The 17,260-nt window shown below is 62.8% G+C and carries 13 protein-coding genes, 8 tRNA genes and 1 pseudogene; 19 read left to right on the top strand and 3 right to left on the bottom strand.

What is annotated here, in order from left to right; translation table 11 throughout:
- Window positions 1-43 precede the first annotated feature (43 nt).
- Genes UU9_RS15765 through UU9_RS15755 form a run of 3 tightly spaced genes read left to right on the top strand, consistent with a single transcriptional unit; the run spans window position 44 to window position 2,300 of the window.
- Entirely contained in the window at window positions 44-694 is a 651-nt protein-coding gene (locus tag UU9_RS15765) for a protein-L-isoaspartate(D-aspartate) O-methyltransferase (RefSeq protein WP_050982467.1), read from the top strand.
- Complete coding sequence (locus UU9_RS15760; RefSeq protein WP_007082759.1) at window positions 694-1,299, top strand: YqaA family protein; 606 nt, start codon at window positions 694-696, stop codon at window positions 1,297-1,299. Before UU9_RS15765 ends, UU9_RS15760 begins: the two co-directional genes overlap by 1 nt.
- Before the next feature lie 35 nt (window positions 1,300-1,334).
- Window positions 1,335-2,300 carry a peptidoglycan DD-metalloendopeptidase family protein gene (locus UU9_RS15755; RefSeq protein WP_007082758.1) on the top strand — a complete coding sequence of 322 codons (966 nt, stop codon included), beginning with the start codon at window positions 1,335-1,337 and terminating at the stop codon, window positions 2,298-2,300.
- A 21-nt stretch (window positions 2,301-2,321) separates the two neighbouring features.
- On the opposite strand, the gene UU9_RS15750 is transcribed toward UU9_RS15755, so the two are convergent.
- A complete protein-coding gene (locus UU9_RS15750) occupies window positions 2,322-2,711 on the bottom strand; it encodes an Mth938-like domain-containing protein (RefSeq protein ID WP_007082757.1) in 390 nt (129 codons plus the stop codon).
- 14 nt (window positions 2,712-2,725) lie between these two features.
- The gene (gene yhbY / locus UU9_RS15745) at window positions 2,726-3,022 is read right to left on the bottom strand and encodes a ribosome assembly RNA-binding protein YhbY (protein ID WP_007082756.1); all 297 of its coding nucleotides are present in this window, start codon (window positions 3,020-3,022) and stop codon (window positions 2,726-2,728) included.
- Window positions 3,023-3,102: 80 nt separating this feature from the next.
- Between yhbY and rlmE the strand changes: the two are divergent.
- From rlmE to UU9_RS15665, 16 genes and pseudogenes are all read left to right on the top strand, one after another.
- Window positions 3,103-3,752: pseudogene (gene rlmE / locus UU9_RS15740) on the top strand (23S rRNA (uridine(2552)-2'-O)-methyltransferase RlmE).
- Window positions 3,749-5,707 (top strand): ATP-dependent zinc metalloprotease FtsH, encoded by a 1,959-nt coding sequence (gene ftsH / locus UU9_RS15735; RefSeq protein WP_007082754.1) that lies wholly within the window; start codon window positions 3,749-3,751, stop codon window positions 5,705-5,707. Before rlmE ends, ftsH begins: the two are co-directional and overlap by 4 nt.
- A 247-nt stretch (window positions 5,708-5,954) precedes the next feature.
- Window positions 5,955-6,031 (top strand) — tRNA-Arg (locus tag UU9_RS15730).
- 178 nt (window positions 6,032-6,209) lie between these two features.
- Window positions 6,210-6,286: transfer RNA gene (locus UU9_RS15725), tRNA-Pro, on the top strand.
- Window positions 6,287-6,310: 24 nt separating this feature from the next.
- A tRNA-Arg gene (locus tag UU9_RS15720) sits at window positions 6,311-6,387 on the top strand.
- Window positions 6,388-6,402: 15 nt separating this feature from the next.
- Window positions 6,403-6,479: transfer RNA gene (locus UU9_RS15715), tRNA-His, on the top strand.
- A 35-nt stretch (window positions 6,480-6,514) separates the two neighbouring features.
- A tRNA-Lys gene (locus UU9_RS15710) sits at window positions 6,515-6,590 on the top strand.
- A gap of 278 nt (window positions 6,591-6,868) precedes the next feature.
- Window positions 6,869-6,953, top strand: a tRNA-Leu gene (locus UU9_RS15705).
- 87 nt (window positions 6,954-7,040) lie between these two features.
- Window positions 7,041-8,333, top strand: a complete 1,293-nt coding sequence (gene tig, locus UU9_RS15700; protein ID WP_007082753.1) for a trigger factor — start codon at window positions 7,041-7,043, stop codon at window positions 8,331-8,333.
- Between the two features lie 82 nt (window positions 8,334-8,415).
- The gene (gene clpP, locus UU9_RS15695) at window positions 8,416-9,045 is read left to right on the top strand and encodes an ATP-dependent Clp endopeptidase proteolytic subunit ClpP (RefSeq protein WP_007082752.1); all 630 of its coding nucleotides are present in this window, start codon (window positions 8,416-8,418) and stop codon (window positions 9,043-9,045) included.
- 109 nt (window positions 9,046-9,154) lie between these two features.
- The gene (gene clpX, locus UU9_RS15690; protein WP_007082751.1) at window positions 9,155-10,447 is read left to right on the top strand and encodes an ATP-dependent Clp protease ATP-binding subunit ClpX; all 1,293 of its coding nucleotides are present in this window, start codon (window positions 9,155-9,157) and stop codon (window positions 10,445-10,447) included.
- Between the two features lie 168 nt (window positions 10,448-10,615).
- Window positions 10,616-13,099: an endopeptidase La gene (gene lon, locus UU9_RS15685; RefSeq protein ID WP_007082750.1), complete on the top strand. Its 2,484-nt coding sequence runs from the start codon at window positions 10,616-10,618 to the stop codon at window positions 13,097-13,099.
- Window positions 13,100-13,400: 301 nt separating this feature from the next.
- Window positions 13,401-13,673 (top strand): HU family DNA-binding protein, encoded by a 273-nt coding sequence (locus UU9_RS15680; RefSeq protein WP_007082749.1) that lies wholly within the window; start codon window positions 13,401-13,403, stop codon window positions 13,671-13,673.
- A gap of 19 nt (window positions 13,674-13,692) precedes the next feature.
- Window positions 13,693-13,767 (top strand) — tRNA-Val (locus UU9_RS15675).
- 7 nt (window positions 13,768-13,774) lie between these two features.
- Window positions 13,775-13,851: transfer RNA gene (locus UU9_RS15670), tRNA-Asp, on the top strand.
- A gap of 173 nt (window positions 13,852-14,024) precedes the next feature.
- Window positions 14,025-15,929, top strand: coding sequence for a SurA N-terminal domain-containing protein (locus tag UU9_RS15665; RefSeq protein WP_007082748.1), 1,905 nt, complete (start codon window positions 14,025-14,027; stop codon window positions 15,927-15,929).
- A gap of 164 nt (window positions 15,930-16,093) precedes the next feature.
- Here the strand turns inward: UU9_RS15665 and UU9_RS15660 are convergent, their stop codons facing one another.
- Complete coding sequence (locus UU9_RS15660; protein WP_040671223.1) at window positions 16,094-17,092, bottom strand: transglycosylase SLT domain-containing protein; 999 nt, start codon at window positions 17,090-17,092, stop codon at window positions 16,094-16,096.
- Between the last annotated feature and the right edge of the window lie 168 nt (window positions 17,093-17,260).

The raw sequence follows: 17,260 nt of genomic DNA, 5'->3' as shown, positions 1-17,260 counted from the left end.
GAATCCCTATCCTCTGCCAGCCGCGGCCTTCAAGGGCGAAGGCATGACTTCGCAGCGTGCGCGCGACAGGCTGGCCAACAGTCTGAAAGATGCCGGCATCCGTGACCCGCGCGTGATCGAAGTGATCCGCAACACGCCACGGCATCATTTCATCGACCAGGCGCTGCATGCGCGCGCCTACGAAAACACGGCGTTGCCGATCGGCCACGGTCAGACCATTTCGCAGCCGTGGGTCGTGGCGCGGATGACCGAGGCGCTGCTGGAATCGTTCGACGCCAAAGGGGGCATGCCGCGCAAGGTGCTGGAGATCGGCACCGGTTCGGGCTACCAGGCGGTGGTGCTGGCGGCGCTGGTGCCGCAATTGTTCACGGTGGAGCGGATCGAGGAATTGCTGCGCCAGGCGCGGCGACGTTTTCGGCAGCTCGGGCTGCCCAACGTGCGCTCCAAGCACGACGACGGCAAATTGGGTTGGGCCGACGAGGCGCCGTTCGACGCCATCATCCTCACCGCTGCAGGAGATACCGTGCCCACCCGCATTCTCGACCAACTGACCCCCACGGGCGTGCTGGTGGCACCGGTGGGTTCGCCCAGCAGCCAGACGCTGATTCGCCTGCGTGGCGACGGGCAGGGCGATTTCATCCAGGAAGAACTGGGTGCCGTGAGTTTCGTGCCCCTGCTTGGCGGGATCGGCTGATGCGCCTGTTCGAGCGGCTTTACGCCCGTGCGCTGGTGTGGGCGCGCGAGCCGCGCGCGGTCTATTACCTGTCCGGCCTGAGTTTCGTCGAGGCGTTCATCTTCCCGATTCCGCCGGAAGTGATGCTGGCACCGATGATGCTGGGCAAGCGGCAGCGGGCGTTCCATTTCGCGAACATCAGCCTGCTGTTCTCGCTGCTCGGCGCGCTGGTGGGTTATCTGCTGGGTCACTGGGCCTTCCACGCCCTGAAACCCGCGCTGGAAGCGCTGCATTTCCTGGCGCCGATCGAGCACGGCGTGGAGGTGCTGCGAACCCAGATGGCAACCCATCACTGGGGCATGTTCGGCGTGCTGATCCTGGCCGCCCTGCAGCCGGTGGTGCCGATGAAATTCATCACCTGGGCGTCGGGTATCGTGGGTGTGCCGATCCTGCCGTTCCTGGCGTGCATGGCGCTGGGGCGCGGCAAGCGGGTCTGGTTGCTGGCTTTGCTGATCCGCTTCTTCGGTGATCGCGCCGAACGCATTCTGCACAAGTACATCGAGTGGTTCGGCTGGGCGGCGCTGATCGTGCTTGCTGCATTGTTGGGATGGTGGTTGTTGCGTTGAACCGGCGCATCATGAAAAGGAGTGGACGGCTCGTTATGCTGATGACCATGAATCGAATGCCGCACCTGTTCTTCGTCTCGCTCGCGACGCTGGCCTTGGCCGGTTGCGGAACCATGCGCAGTTCGGTGGTGTTCGAGCCGGCCGCCGGCCAGGCCCCCACGACAGCTCCCGCGGTATCGACCAGGGCTCCAGTGGCATCGACGGTTGCGCCTCCGGCCCGTACGCCCATTCCGGGTGGCACGTATGTCGTGGCGCATGGCGACACGCTGTATTCGATCGCATTCCGCAGCGGCGTCGACTTTCGCGATCTGGCCCAGTGGAACGGTGTCGCCGCGCCGTTCACCATCTGGCCTGGCCAGACATTGAAACTGTCGCCCCCGGCAGCCGCCGCCGCGCCGGCCGCGCCGTCGTCACCGCCAGCTACGGCTGTGGCATCGGCACCGGTATTCCAGACGATTCCGCCCGCTACCGCCACGCCTGTGCCGGCCACGACACCAGTCGCGGGGGCGGTTGGGGCCGGTACGGTTCAATCGGCCACGGTTGCCGCCGTACCTGTCGCCGGTGAGGCTGCGCCGCCCAGCCTGCCTCCGGCGGCTCCGCCTGCTGCCGTGGGTGCCTCGCATTCGGCCGGCGGCATCACCTGGCGTTGGCCGGCATCAGGTTCGGTAATCAAGCGGTTCAAGGCCAGCGATGCCATTCCAGGCATCGAGATCGCCGGCAATTCGGGCGAACCCGTGCGCGCGGCAGCGGGCGGCGTGGTGGTCTACAGCGGCAATGGACTGGTGGGCTACGGCGAGCTGGTGATCATCAAGCACAGCGACAGCTATCTTTCCGCCTATGGCCACAACCGCAAGCGGCTGGTCAAGGAAGGGCAGCACGTCAGCGCAGGCCAGCAGATTGCCGAGATGGGCTCCACCGGCGCCAGCCGCAACGAGCTGCAGTTCCAGATCCGCAAGGACGGAAACCCGGTGGATCCGCTGAGGTACCTGCCGGCGCAATGATCGCCGGCGCCAGGCTGGCGGTCAGGAAACCGTGGCGGCGCCACCAAGAATGAACGCGGCAAGCACCCGGCGCCCTTCACCGGCCAGCAGGTTGTATGTGCGTGCGGCCGCCGCATTGTCCATCACCTCGATACCCACGCCCTTGCGCAGAAAGCCGGCCATGAAGGCCGCGGCAGGGAAGACCTGTCGCGCCCCGGTGCCCAGCAGCACCAGCTCCGGCTGCAACGCGAGCAAGGTCTCGACGTGATCAGCCGCAAGCGCGCTGGCGTTTTCCACCGGCCAGTTTTCGACAACCTGGTTCGGCGCGAGCAGGAAGCTGCGCTGCAGTTCCCGATCGGCCAGGGTGATGGCGCCGACGTCCACGTGGCGCACGTAAAGGTAATCGTCGGGGCGATCCAGCGAGAGATCCATCGGATCCTCCTGCGTTAACGGGGCAAGGCGATTTTGGGCTCGTCGGCGTTGCGGCGAAACAGCACCACGACGTGACCGATCTGGTGGATCTTTTCGGCCTGCGTGCCGCCGGTCAGCACATCGATTTGTGCCTGCCGTTCGTCCTTGTCGCCGCCGGACAGCTTGACCTTGACCAGTTCGTGGATATCCAGCGCCTGGTTCAGCTCCTTCACCACCGCTTCGGTGGCTCCCTTGTTGCCGAGCAGGACCACGGGGCTGAGGTCGTGCGCAAGGCTGCGCAGGTAGCGGCTCTGCGAAGATGAGAGGGGCATGCGGGGTGGCCGATTCGCGGTGGGGGAACCGCAAAGGGTATCATGCGCCCTCCAGCTCCCCACAAGTGACCATCGACGACATGGCCCGCAGCAAGAGCAGCGCCGTCTGGCTGCGCGAACATTTCAAAGACGAATATGTGAAGAAGGCCCAGGCGGCCGGCTTGCGTTCGCGCGCGGTCTACAAGCTCGAGGAGTTGATCGATCGCGACCACCTGCTCAAGCCGGGCATCAACGTGGTCGATCTTGGCGCCGCGCCAGGCAGCTGGTCACAGTTGGTGCGCAACCGGCTGGGCGACACCGGCAAGGTGCTGGCGCTCGATATCCTGCCCATGCAGAGCATCGCCGGCGTCGATTTCCTGCAGGGCGATTTCCGCGAGGAATCCGTCCTGCGCGAGCTGGAATCGCGTCTGGAAGGGCAGAAGCTGGATCTTGTACTGTGCGATCTGGCCCCCAATATGAGTGGTGTGGCGCTGGCCGACCAGATTCGTGCCATGGTTCTGGCTGAGCTGGCGCTCGATTTCAGCAAGCAGTGGCTCAAGCCAGGCGGCTCGTTCCTGATCAAGTTGTTCCAGGGAGCCGGATTCGACGTTTACCTGCGCAACTTGCGCGCGGAATTCACCCGCGTAACGATGCGTAAACCCAAAGCCTCGCGCGCCCGGTCGCGCGAGGTCTACGCGCTGGCGGTAGGCCGCAAGCCTTCCGCCGCGTCACCGGCGAGAACCGTGCATGAATGAAACAGCGAAAAACGTGTTGCTCTGGGTAATCATCGCGGTGGTGTTGTTCACCGTGTTCCAGAGCTTCAGCCCGCACGGCGCGGCCTCGTCCGAAATGCCATACAGCGGCTTCGTGCAGAGCGTCGACAACGGCAACGTGGCCAGCGCCACGATCAGTGCCGATCAACCCGCCACCATCAGCGGCAAGCTGAAGGACGGCAGCCCGTTCCGCACCGTTGCGCCGATGCTGGGCTTTTCCACCAACGAGGTGGTCAAGCAGATGCAGGACAAGGGCGTGGAAGTACGCCAGGACCCGGCCGAGGGTTTCTCGCTGATCGGTTTGCTGGTGAGCTGGCTGCCGGTGCTGCTGATCGTGGGCGTGTTCATCTGGTTCATGCGCCAGATGCAGTCCGGCGGTGGCGGCCGTGGCGCGATGAGTTTCGGCCGTTCACGCGCCAAGTTGCAGGGTGAGGATCAGATCAAGGTCAACTTCAGCGACGTCGCCGGTTGCGACGAGGCGAAGGAGGAGGTCGGCGAACTGGTCGAGTTCCTGCGTGATCCGGGCCGCTTCCAGAAGCTGGGCGGCAAGATTCCGCGCGGCGTGCTGATGGTCGGCCCCCCGGGTACCGGCAAGACCCTGCTGGCGAAGGCCATCGCGGGTGAGGCCAAGGTGCCGTTCTTCGCGATCTCCGGCTCCGATTTCGTCGAGATGTTCGTCGGCGTCGGCGCCAGCCGCGTGCGCGACATGTTCGAGCAGGCCAAGAAGCATGCCCCGTGCATCATCTTCATCGACGAGATCGACGCGGTCGGCCGCCATCGCGGCGCCGGCCTGGGCGGTGGTCACGACGAACGCGAGCAGACGCTGAACCAGTTGCTGGTGGAGATGGACGGTTTCGAGGGCACCGAGGGTGTCATCGTGATCGCCGCCACCAACCGTCCCGACGTGCTGGACCCGGCGCTGCTGCGTCCGGGCCGCTTCGATCGCCAGGTGGTGGTCGGCCTGCCCGACGTGCGCGGCCGCGAGCAGATCCTGAAAGTACACATGCGCAAGGTGCCCACCGCAAGCGACGTCAACGCGATGACCATCGCGCGCGGCACGCCGGGTTTCTCCGGTGCCGACCTCGCCAACCTGGTCAATGAGGCGGCCCTGTTCGCCGCGCGCGAGAACGCCCGCGAGGTTCGCATGAGCCATCTGGACAAGGCGCGCGACAAGATCCTGATGGGCAGCGAGCGGCGCTCGATGGCGATGAGCGAGGACGAAAAGAAGCTCACCGCCTATCACGAGGCCGGGCATGCCATCGTGGGTCGTCTGGTGCCCGAGCATGATCCGGTCTACAAGGTCACGATCATCCCGCGCGGGCGCGCGCTGGGCGTCACCATGTACCTGCCCGAAGGGGACAAGTACAGCATCAACCGGGTGGCGATCGAATCGCAGCTGTGCTCGCTGTATGGCGGGCGCGTTGCCGAAGAGTTGATCTTCGGCGCGGACAAGGTCACCACCGGTGCCTCCAACGACATCGAGCGGGCCACCAAGATGGCGCGCAACATGGCCACCAAGTGGGGCCTCTCCGACGAGCTTGGTCCGATCACCTATGGCGAGGACGAGGACGAGGTGTTCCTCGGTCGTTCGGTGACCCAGCACAAGAGCATCTCCAACGAGACCGCCAGCAAGATCGACGAGGTCGTGCGCAGCATTCTCGACCGCGCGTTCGCTCGGACCAGGGAACTGCTCACGGCGAACCTGGACAAGTTGCACGCCATGGCCGATGCGTTGCTGCAATACGAAACCATCGATGCCCACCAGATCGACGACATCATGGCCGGGCGTATCCCCGGCCCGCCCGCGGACTGGAGCAGGAACAACTCGACCGGTAGCACGCCACCGCCGCCTCCGCCGAGAGGGGATGCCGGCCAGCCCGTGGGCAATGTGGGTGATCCCGCGACGCAGAACAGGGCAGGCATCGACGATTGAAATGGACGGCCAAACGGGCGCGGTCATGCTGGCGCGCCCGGGTACTGTCGTGTCACGGTCTTGGTTGCGTAACTTCGGCACGTTTCGGCTGCGACGTACCTCAAATTCATTGACGTCGAATGACGCGCAATAAAAAATTTCACGAAAAAGGTTGACGCACGACGACGGAATCTGAATAATTCCGCTTCTCGCTTCACCGCCTCGGTGTCCCAAACACGGCAGCGGTGAAATGAAAATTTTTTTCAGTGCGCCCGTAGCTCAGTTGGATAGAGTACCTGGCTACGAACTAGGTGGTCGGGAGTTCGAATCTCTCCGGGCGCACCATTTTTATACTGTTGGATGAGGTGCTCGCACCTCGGTGCCTTTCACGAACGGAAGCGCTTTTGCCGGTCGTTGAAAGGGGCTCCAGATGTCATGGTGTGCTTCGACACGGATTGACTGGGCGAGGCGTCACCCGTAACAATTCAAGGCTTCGGTGTTTGATCAACCGGGGATTCGAAAGCGGGGTATAGCTCAGTCTGGTAGAGCGTTGCGTTTGGGACGCAAAAGTCGGGGGTTCGAATCCCTCTGCCCCGACCAGCGATACGTTCTGCCATAGGGACTGCGCCTGTAGCTCAACCGGATAGAGCATCGGCCTTCTAAGCCGACGGTTGCAGGTTCGAGTCCTGTCTGGCGCACCAGTTGCAAGATTTATGGTGGATGTAGCTCAGCTGGTTAGAGTCCCGGATTGTGATTCCGGTTGTCGTGGGTTCGAATCCCATCATCCACCCCAGTTTCAAACCCGGTTCCGGCGTCACGTCAGTTCATGGGCCGTTAGCTCAGTTGGTAGAGCAGTTGACTCTTAATCAATTGGTCGAAGGTTCGAATCCTTCACGGCCCACCAATCAGAACAGGCACCTCACGGCAACGTAGGTGCCTGTTTTTTTATATGCGGTCCAGCCCGCGGCGGGGGATTCGACGGAGGCGGGCGCGACTGCCATCGTGCGCGAAGGCGCGGCCCGCAAGCGGTCTCGCGTGCTTGTGCTGCATGGTGCGGCAACCGTAAAATGGCCCGTTATCCAGTGCCTGAATGCCATCGGTGGACAAGGGGTGGTGGCGGTATCCGGGTCGACGTTGACCGGTGCGCCGGGGCAAAGTTTTTGTTGCGCCAGTTGCGGCAAGGCGAGAGTGGCGGAATTGGTAGACGCACCAGATTTAGGATCTGGCGGTTAACCCCGTGGGGGTTCGAGTCCCCCCTTTCGCACCATGCCAAGCTGGTTTTTTCCATTTGCGGTGGCACAGTCGCCATGGTGCCTGTGGCAGGCCCATACATCAGGTAGTACCAGGAGACGTCATGCAGGTTTCGGTTGAGAACATCGGCACCCTCGAGCGCAAGCTCACGGTGAAGTTTCCCGCGGAGCGTTTCGATTCGCAGGTGAGCGCACGTATCGCGGAAATGGGCCGCACCGTGCGTTTGAAGGGCTTCCGGCCGGGCAAGGTGCCGGTCGCAGTGATCAAGCAGCGCTTCGGCAGCCAGGTTCGTGGCGAGGTTCTGTCCGACCTGATCGGCAGCACGCTGCGCGAGGCGGTGACGCAGGAAAAACTGCAGCCGATCGCGAATCCGGCGATCGACACCACCGGTGAGCCGGTGGACGGCGAGATTGCGTACACCGCCACGTTCGAGATCATGCCCGAGTTCCCGGTGGTCGATGTGGCCGCGCTGGAGATCACGCGTACCGTAGCCAGCGTCACCGATGCCGATATCGACAAGATGCTGGAAACCCTGCGTCAACAGCGCCGCAGCTTCGAGGACGTTGCCCGTGCCTCGATCGAGGGCGATTTCGTGATGTTCGAATACGCCGCCAAGGTAGACGACTACCGCTTCCCGGCGGATGGCCTGGAGCGTGCGGGCAGCGTGCTTGGTTCGGGCACCCTGTTCAAGGCGCTGGATGATTCCCTGCTTGGCCGCAGTGCCAACGACGAATTCGAGGCGGATGTCGCGTTTCCGGCTGATTTCCGCAACCCGGCGTTGGCTGGAAAGACCGCCAAGGTCAGTTTCAAGATCATCAAGGTGCAGGCGCAGAACCTGCCCGAGGTCGACGGCGAGTTTGCCAAGCTGTTCGGCATTGCCGACGGCAACCTGGAGACGTTCCGCAAGGAAGTGCGTGCCAATCTCGAGCGGGAATTGAATGCCGCGTTGATGGGCCGGTTGAAGTCCGAGGTGGCGGAGAAAGTCGCCGAGGCGCACAGCAATCTCGACGTGCCGCCGATGCTGGTGCGGTCGGAGGCGCAGAACCTGGCGGCCAACAGCGTGCCGCGTGGCGAACAGCCGCCGCCGCAGCTGGTCGAGTCGGCCATGCCGATGGCGCGCAAGCGCGTGATCGCGGGCTTGCTGATGAGCGAGATCGCTCGCAAACAGGAACTCAAGATCGACCGTACCCGCGTCGCCGAGCAGCTGGCGGCGATTGCCTCGACCTACGAGGAGCCGGAAAAGGTCATTGAACTCTACAACGGCGACCCCCAGTTGATGTCCGGGCTGCAGAATCGCGTGATGGAAGACCAGGTGGCCGAGTGGGTGGCGGAGCACGCCAAGACCACCAGCCTGGATCTGAGTTTCGACGAGGTGATGCGCCCGGCGGGTGCCTGATTCCACCGGTACCGTTCCAGTCCGGCCCTGATGTATCGGGCCGGATGCCATACTGTCAGGCACATCACCCGGAGAGCTGCTAATGGCCATGGATCAGATCCAGAACCTCAATTTGGTACCGATGGTCGTCGAGCAGACGGCCCGTGGCGAGCGCTCCTACGACATCTATTCACGCCTGTTGAAAGAGCGCGTGATTTTCCTGGTTGGCGAGGTCAATGACCAGGTGGCCAACCTGCTGGTTGCGCAGATGCTGTTCCTGGAGTCGGAGAACCCCGACAAGGACATCCAGTTCTACATCAACAGTCCTGGCGGCGCGGTCACGGCCGGCCTGGCGATCTACGACACCATGCAGTTCATCAAGCCGAGCGTCAGCACGATGTGCATCGGCCAGGCCTGCAGCATGGGTTCCTTCCTGTTGATGGCCGGCGCCAAGGGCAAGCGTTATGCGCTTCCCAACTCCCGCGTCATGATCCATCAGCCGTCCGGCGGCGCGCAGGGCCAGGCGACCGACATCGAGATCCAGGCGCGGGAAATCCTGTATGTGCGCGAACGCCTGAACAAGTTGTACGCGGAACACACCGGTCAGCCGCTGGCGAAAATCGAGCTGGACATGGAACGCGACCGCTTCATGGACGCGAACGAAGCCAAGACTTACGGCCTGATCGACGAGGTGCTGGAAAAGCGCGCCGGCGAAACGGTGAAATCGGCCTGATTCCCAGCACCAACCTTACTGTCACGAGTGGGGCTCCGCGTCTGCAGGCAGACGCGGAGCCCTGTGGTATTCTCGCGACGCATTCAGATTGACCAGCGGGATCGAAAGTATGAGTGACGACCGGCAGGGGCGTTCCAGCGACAGCGGCAAGATTCTCTATTGCTCCTTCTGTGGCAAGAGCCAGCATGAAGTGCGCAAGCTGATTGCGGGCCCATCCGTATTCATCTGTGACGAATGCGTCGAGTTGTGCAACGACATCATCCGCGAGGAGCTTGAGGAAAAGGCCGCTTCGGGCCGCACCCAGTTGCCCAAGCCGCGCGAGATCCGTGAGTCGCTGGACCAGTACGTGGTGGGCCAGTCGCGCGCCAAGAAGGCGCTGGCGGTGGCGGTGTACAACCACTACAAGCGGATCGAGTCGCGCCAGAAAAGCGACGACATCGAGCTGGGCAAATCCAACATCCTGTTGATCGGCCCCACCGGCTCGGGCAAGACGTTGCTGGCCGAAACGCTGGCGCGCCTGCTCAACGTGCCATTCACGATCGCCGACGCCACGACGCTGACCGAAGCGGGCTATGTGGGCGAGGATGTCGAGAACATCATCCAGAAGCTGTTGCAGAAGTGCGACTACGACGTGGAGAAGGCGCAGTCGGGCATCGTCTATATCGATGAGATCGACAAGATCTCGCGCAAGAGCGAAAACCCGTCGATCACCCGCGATGTCTCGGGTGAGGGCGTGCAGCAGGCCTTGTTGAAGCTGATCGAGGGCACGCTCGCCTCGGTACCGCCGCAGGGCGGGCGCAAGCATCCGCAGCAGGAATTCCTGCAGGTCGACACCAAGAACATCCTGTTCATTTGCGGCGGCGCCTTTGCCGGGCTGGAGAAAGTCATCCAGCAGCGCTCGGAGACCACCGGTATCGGCTTCTCGGCGGAGGTGCGCAGCAAGGAGCGCACCGAGAACCTCGGCAAGGTGCTCGCTGATGTCGAGCCCGAGGATCTGGTGCGGTTCGGCCTGATTCCCGAGTTCGTGGGACGCCTTCCGGTGGTCGCCACGCTCGACGAGCTGGACGAGGCGGCTTTGGTGAAAATCCTCACCGAACCGAAGAACGCCGTCACCAAGCAGTTCAAGAAGCTGTTCGAGATGGAAGAGGTGGAGCTGGAGTTCCGCCCCGAGGCGTTGCAGGCGATCGCCAAGAAGGCGCTCAAGCGCAAGACCGGCGCCCGTGGCTTGCGCACCATCCTCGAACAGGTGCTGCTGGAGACCATGTACGAGCTACCCTCGCTGGAACACGTGAGCAAGGTCGTGGTGGATGACGCGGTGATCAACGGCCAGGCCGAGCCTTACCTGATTTATCGTGGCAACCTGCAGCAGCGCGTGGCCAGCGACGGTAACGACGCAGCCTGATCGATGCCCTGTGGGAAAAAGGCGGCCCCGGTGAGTTACCGGGGCCATTTTTTTGGGTACGGCGGCATGGAAACCTTGTGCATCGCGCCGGATGCCTCCACTTGACGTGTCATGGGTCCCGGCGCAGTGTCAGAGCCCGTATGTCGATTCACCAGGAACTATTTTTCGATGGCCAAGACCGTCCGTAAAACCGAATTGCTGGATGCGCTGCCCGTGCTGCCGTTGCGCGACGTGGTGGTGTATCCGCACATGGTCATTCCATTGTTTGTCGGCCGCGACAAATCGATGCGCGCGCTCGAGCGCGCCATGGAAGGCGAACGTCAGATTCTGCTGGTAGCGCAGAAGAGTCCGGATATCGACGATCCGGAAGCCGCCGACCTGCACACGGTTGGCACGCTGGCGGGCGTGCTGCAGCTGCTCAAGCTGCCTGATGGCACGGTCAAGGTGCTGGTCGAAGGCCAGTCGCGGGTCACCATCGAGGACTGTCGGGAGGCCGACGGCATGCTGGTGGCGCGTTCACGCACGATTGAGCCCGTGTACAACGCCAAGGAGCGCGAGCTTGACGTGGTGTCGCGCACGCTGATCTCGTTGTTCGAGCAGCTCGTCAAGCAGAGCCGCAAGCTTCCGCCCGAAGTGCTGGCCAGCCTGTCCGGCATCGAGGAGCCGTCGCGCGTCGCCGACTCCATCGCCGCGCATCTTTCCGTGCGCATGGCCGACAAGCAGAAGGTGCTTGAAACCGCCGATGTGGCGCAACGGCTGGAGCTGCTCATCGGCCTGGTCGACAGCGAGATGGATCTGCAGCAGGTGGAGAAGCGCATCCGCGGCCGGGTCAAGACCCAGATGGAAAAGAGCCAGCGCGAGTACTACCTCAACGAACAGATGAAAGCCATCCAGAAGGAACTGGGTGACAACGAAGAGGGCACCAACGAAATCGAGGAGCTGCAGAAGAAGATCGAAAATGCCGGCATGCCCAAGGCTGTGCTGACCAAGGCGCGGCAGGAGTTTGGCAAGCTGAAGCAGATGTCACCGATGTCGGCGGAAGCGACGGTGGTGCGCAACTACCTCGACTGGCTGGTCGGCGTGCCGTGGAAGAAACGCAGCAAGGTGCACAAGGATCTGCGCATGGCGCAGGAAGTGCTGGACGCCGATCACTTCGGGCTGGAAAAGGTCAAGGACCGCATCCTCGAATACCTGGCGGTGCAACAGCGCGTGGCCACGATGAAGGGTCCGATCCTGTGCCTGGTCGGTCCGCCGGGTGTGGGCAAGACCTCCCTGGGCCAGTCGATCGCGAAGGCCACCAACCGCAAGTTCGTGCGGATGAGTCTGGGTGGCGTGCGTGACGAGGCCGAGATCCGTGGCCATCGACGTACCTACATCGGCTCCATGCCGGGTCGCATCGTTCAGAACCTGACCAAGGTCGGCACCCGCAATCCGCTGTTCATGCTGGACGAGATCGACAAGATGTCGATGGACTTCCGCGGCGACCCGTCGTCTGCGTTGCTCGAAGTGCTCGACCCGGAACAGAATCACGCCTTCAACGACCACTACCTTGAAGTCGATTTCGACCTGTCCGAGGTGATGTGGATCGCCACCGCCAACTCGCTGAACATTCCCGGCCCCTTGCTCGATCGCATGGAGGTCATTCGCATTCCCGGTTATACCGAGGATGAGAAGCTGGGGATCGCGCAGCGGTATCTGCTTGCCAAGCAGTTGAAGGCGAACGGCCTCAAGCCCGAGGAACTGCACGTGGACGAGGAGGCGTTGCGGGACATCGTGCGCTACTACACGCGCGAGTCCGGCGTGCGCAACCTCGAGCGCGAGATCTCGAAGATCTGCCGCAAGGTAGTCAAGGAGCTGACCCTGGGTGAAGTAACCAGGGCCAGGAAGGCGAAAACAAAAAGCGCGAAGCCCCAGAAGAAAGCCGCCGCCGGTGTCGAAGTGACGTCGGCGAATCTGGATCATTACCTCGGCGTTCGCCGTTTCGATTTCGGCCGCAAGGAAATCCAGAACGAGATCGGCCTGGTCACGGGGCTGGCCTGGACACAGGTCGGCGGCGAGCTGCTCAGCATCGAGGCATCGATTGTTCCCGGCAAGGGGCGGTTGGTGAATACCGGGCAACTCGGTGACGTCATGAAGGAGTCGATCCAGGCGGCGCTGTCGGTGGTGCGCGCGCGCGTGGATCAGCTCGGCATCGATCCCGAGTTCCACCAGAAGCTCGACGTGCACATCCACGTGCCGGAGGGCGCCACGCCCAAGGATGGCCCCAGTGCCGGCGTGGCAATGTGCACCGCGCTGGTGTCCGCCCTCACCAAGATACCGGTGCGTTCGGAAGTGGCCATGACTGGTGAAATCACCTTGCGTGGGCGCGTACTGCCGATTGGCGGGCTGAAGGAAAAACTGCTGGCGGCGCTTCGTGGCGGCATCACCACGGTGATCATTCCCGAAGACAACAAGAAGGATCTCGTCGACATGCCGGCCAACATCACCACGTCGCTGGAGATCCATCCGGTGCGCTGGATCGACGAGGTGCTCGACATCGCGTTGGAGCGTCCGTTGCAGCCCAGCCAGGCGGTCGATTCCGAGGAGGCTCACGCGTCCAAGGAAGGGGCGTCGGCGGAGGACGGTGCCGAGGTCCATTCGCGTACGCATTGAGTTGTTGGCCGGTCTCCATGGGCCGGCTCCTGTTCACCTGACGTGACGGCGGACGATGCTGAATCGGCATCGTTCGCTGTTTGCTTTACGCGTCGTTTCGTGCGCTGTATTTCCGCGAAAACGCTTGCCATGACTTGTGTTGCGAAGTTCGGCAACGCACTGGTATAAAGGTGGAACCGCAGATTTCATGCCCACCGCGGCGATTCCTGTTGCGACACGGCACCTGGCGCGAGCCAATCATCCACGCTGGCGTTGTTTCGTCGAAAACGAACCGCGTCGGTCGAAAACTAGGAGCTTTTCAATGAATAAAACCGATCTGATCAACGCCATCGCCGAAAAGGCCGAACTGACCAAGGCCGATGCAACCCGCGCGCTCGAAGCGTTCTTCGAGACCGTGCAGAAGACGCTCAAGAGCGGCGAAGACGTTTCTGTCGTCGGATTCGGTACTTTCACCGTGCGTGCGCGTGCTGCCCGTACGGGTCGCAACCCGCGGACCAACGAAATGATCCAGATCCAGGCGTCGAAAGTGCCGGCGTTCAAGGCTGGCAAGACCCTGAAGGATGCCCTAAACTAAGCGGCTGACGCTTGGTTCCGGGTGCTTAGCTCAGCGGTAGAGCGTCGCCCTTACAAGGCGGTGGTCGTAGGTTCGATCCCTACAGCACCCACCAGAAATGCGGAGCGGTAGTTCAGCTGGTTAGAATGCTGGCCTGTCACGCCGGAGGTCGCGGGTTCGAGTCCCGTCCGCTCCGCCACAGTTCACAAGGGCGCCCGTGTGGCGCCCTTGTTTTTTGGCACAAGGCTTCGTCAAGGCGAGGCTGATCATCAGGCGGTGCGTGATTGATGTTCTTGTGGCATCGCACGCGGGGGTAGCCTGGTGTTCGCATCGCGCTTCATGCGCCTACAACCACGTTGCGGGAAGATTTCAATGCTGCAGGCAATGCGTAACAAAATGCATGGATGGCCAGCCATCATCCTTCTGGGCATTTCCGTTTTCGCCATGTCGTTTTTCGGCATGGAAGGCTACCTGACGTCCAGTAGCGACATGTCGGTGGCGAAGGTCGGCAAGCATGAGATCAGCCAGAACGACATGCAGGATCGGCTGAACCTGTTGCGGCAGCGCGCCAACGCGGAGCAGGGCGATCAGTTCGACACCAGCATTTTCGAAAAGCCGGAAATGAAGCTGCGCGTGCTGAATTCGATGATCGACCAGCAGCTGCTGCTCAAGGCCAACGATGATTTCGGCCTGACGGTGTCCGACCAGGCCGTGCGTGATTACATCGCATCCATCCCGGCGTTCCAGGTCGATGGTCATTTCGACCCGACGTCCTACAGCGCGGTGCTGGCCAGCCAGCGCAAGACGCCCGAGATGTTCGAGGCCGAGGTTCGCTCCGATCTGGCCGTGCAGTTGCTTCCACGCGCCATCGATGCCAGCACCATCATTCCCGCGGCCGACGCCGAACGTTTCCTGGCGCTGCGTATGCAGCGTCGCGATGTCCGTTATTTCCTGTTGCCGCGTCCGACGATTTCCGACGCCAAGGTGACCGATGAGCAGATCGACGCCTACTATAAGGCGCATCTGGCCGACTACACGGACCCCGAGCGTGTTTCGGTGAAATACATCGAAGTGAATGGCGCGGATCTCGCGTCGGCATCGGCACCCAGCGACGAGGAACTGCGCAAGCGCTATGCCGATGAGAAGCAGCGCTTCGTGCAGCCGGAGCAACGCCTGGTTTCGCACATCCTCATCGACGTGCCCGCCAACGCCACGCCTGAGCAGCAAAAGGCCGCCCTGGCCAAGGCCAACGATATTGCCGCCCACGCGACCCCCGAGGATTTTGCCGAGCTGGCCCGAAAGGATTCGCAGGACCTGGGCTCCAAGCGCCAGGGCGGCGACCTGGGCTGGCTGGAGCGGGGTGTGACCAATCCGGCGTTCGAGTCGGCCATGCTCGCCATGACCAAGGGCCAGATATCCAAGCCCGTGTTGTCGCCGGAGGGTTACCACATCATCTGGTTGCGTGATGTCCGCAGCGGCGACGCCAAGCCGTTCGAGGAGGTGCGCGACACGCTGGTGAAAGAGGCGACGGCGGCGGACAAGGATCGGCTTTACAACGAAGTGGCCGGCAAGCTTTCCGACAACACGTATCAGAATCCGTCCTCGCTGGAGCCCGCTTCCGAGGCGCTGAAGCTGCCGATCAAGGAAACACCCCTGTTTTCCCGCGCGGGTGGTGAAGGCGTCGCGGCCAATCCCAAGGTTGTCGCCGCCGCGTTTTCGGATGACGTGCTGGCGCAGGGCAACAATTCGGGTCTGATCGACCTGGGTGGCGACCACTCGGTGGTGATCCACGTCGACAAACACCTGCCGTCGACGCCGCGGGCCTTGGCCGACGTACGTGGCGACGTACACGATCGCATCATCGATGAGCGTGTCGCCGCTGAAGCGAAGACGCAGGCGCAGGCGTTGCTGGCGCGCTTGCAGAAGGGCGATTCGATGGAGGACGTGGCCGCTTCCTCGAAGCTCGATGTGACCGCCGTCAAGAATGCGCTGCGCGTCCAGGCTGATCTGCCGCCATCGATCCGTGACCACGCGTTCCTCTTGCCGCATCCGGCCGACGGCAAGCCGCAGTACGCCTCGGTCGATATGGGCAAGGGCGTCTACGCTTTGCTCGCGCTGGACAAGGTGCAGCCCGGTGATCTGTCCGACGTGACAGCCGACCAGCGTGAGTCGCTGCGTCAGCAGATGGCGCAAGCCTACGGTGCCGAAGCGACGAGCGAACTGATCGAGATTTTGCGGTCGCGGACCGAGATCAAGATCAACAAGGAACGCCTGTAACCTGATTCGCAGCCTTGCCGCGAGACCAGGCCGGTAGTGGAAAAGTTCGAAAATGAAAAGGCGGCCATTGGCCGCCTTTTTCGTGGTGTCGTTTGTTGGGCGGCAGGCCGGTCGCCGCCGATGGTGGCTTGCGCGCTCGGCCAGCCGCGATGTGGATCGTCCACTCAGTGGGCGCTGCCCACTTTCAGCACCAGACCAGGCTTGATCGACTGTCCGCGCAGGTGGTTCCAGCTCCGCAGTTGGTCGACGCTGACCGAGTAGTGGCGGGCAATGCCCCAGAGGCTGTCGCCGGAGCGGACCGTGTGGTGGCGCGGTGATGTGGCCGATGGCTGACTGTTGTCTGCGCTACCCGGCGAAAGCGATGCGGCCGGCTCACGGTCCGCGTCTGCGGTGGAGGCCTCGTTGACCAGTGCGGTGCGAAATTGCCGTACGTGCTTCGCAGGCAGCACCAGGTAGGACGCCGCCTGGGCATCGATGGTGTCGCTGCGGAAGGCCGCATTGAGGTGTTTGAAGCGATCGACCGACATCCCCGCGTGGCTGGCCGCATCCGTGATCGACAAGGATTGATCGACCGGCACCTTGACCAGTTGCCGTTCGGGCGGCAGCGCCGGCAAGGTCACGCCGAATCGCGCCGGTTCGCGCACGACGCAGGCAATGGCCAGCAGTTTGGATAGATGTTCACGAGTCCCGCGGCGAACCGGCAGCTCGGGTATGGCCGGCAGTTCGGTGGGCGCGCCGTGTTTCTTCACCAGCTTGCGCACCGCGAATTCGCCCGCGTTGAACGCGTAATCGGCGAGCCGCCAGTCGTTGAATCGCCGGTGGTATCGCTGCAATTCTTTCATGACCGCGTGCGTCGCCGCGGGTACGTCCAGGCGTCCGTCGTAGCTGTCGTCCACACGCAGCCCCATGGCGCCCGCCGTGGCCGGCATGATCTGCCACATGCCGGCAGCTCGATTCCGGTGTCGCCCTGGCACGGGCTGGAAGTGACTTTCCACCCACGGCAGCAGCACGAACTCTCCGGCGACGTCGTAGTGGTCGGCGACCTGTTGCACATAGATCAGGCGCGGCAGTACCGCGCTCAACTGGCTTTCGAACTGCTTCGGATGACGCGTGTAGGTACGGGCCCAGGCGGTGATCGCCGGATCGGCCGCGCAATCGGCCATTTCAAAACGGCTGCGCAGTTGTTGCCATACATCGATCTGCGCTTGCGGCGCGGTTTCCGATGGCGGGAGCAGGCGGCTGCCATCCGTGGCAATCGGCGTGGTGACCACCGGATGATGGGTCTTTTGCGAAGGGCCGGTGGCGCAGGCCGTCAGCACCAGCGTCAGCGT

The sequence above is a fragment of the Rhodanobacter fulvus Jip2 genome, from assembly GCF_000264315.1.
Taxonomy (GTDB): Bacteria; Pseudomonadota; Gammaproteobacteria; order Xanthomonadales; family Rhodanobacteraceae; genus Rhodanobacter; species Rhodanobacter fulvus.
This window is presented reverse-complemented; position numbering and strand designations above follow the sequence as displayed.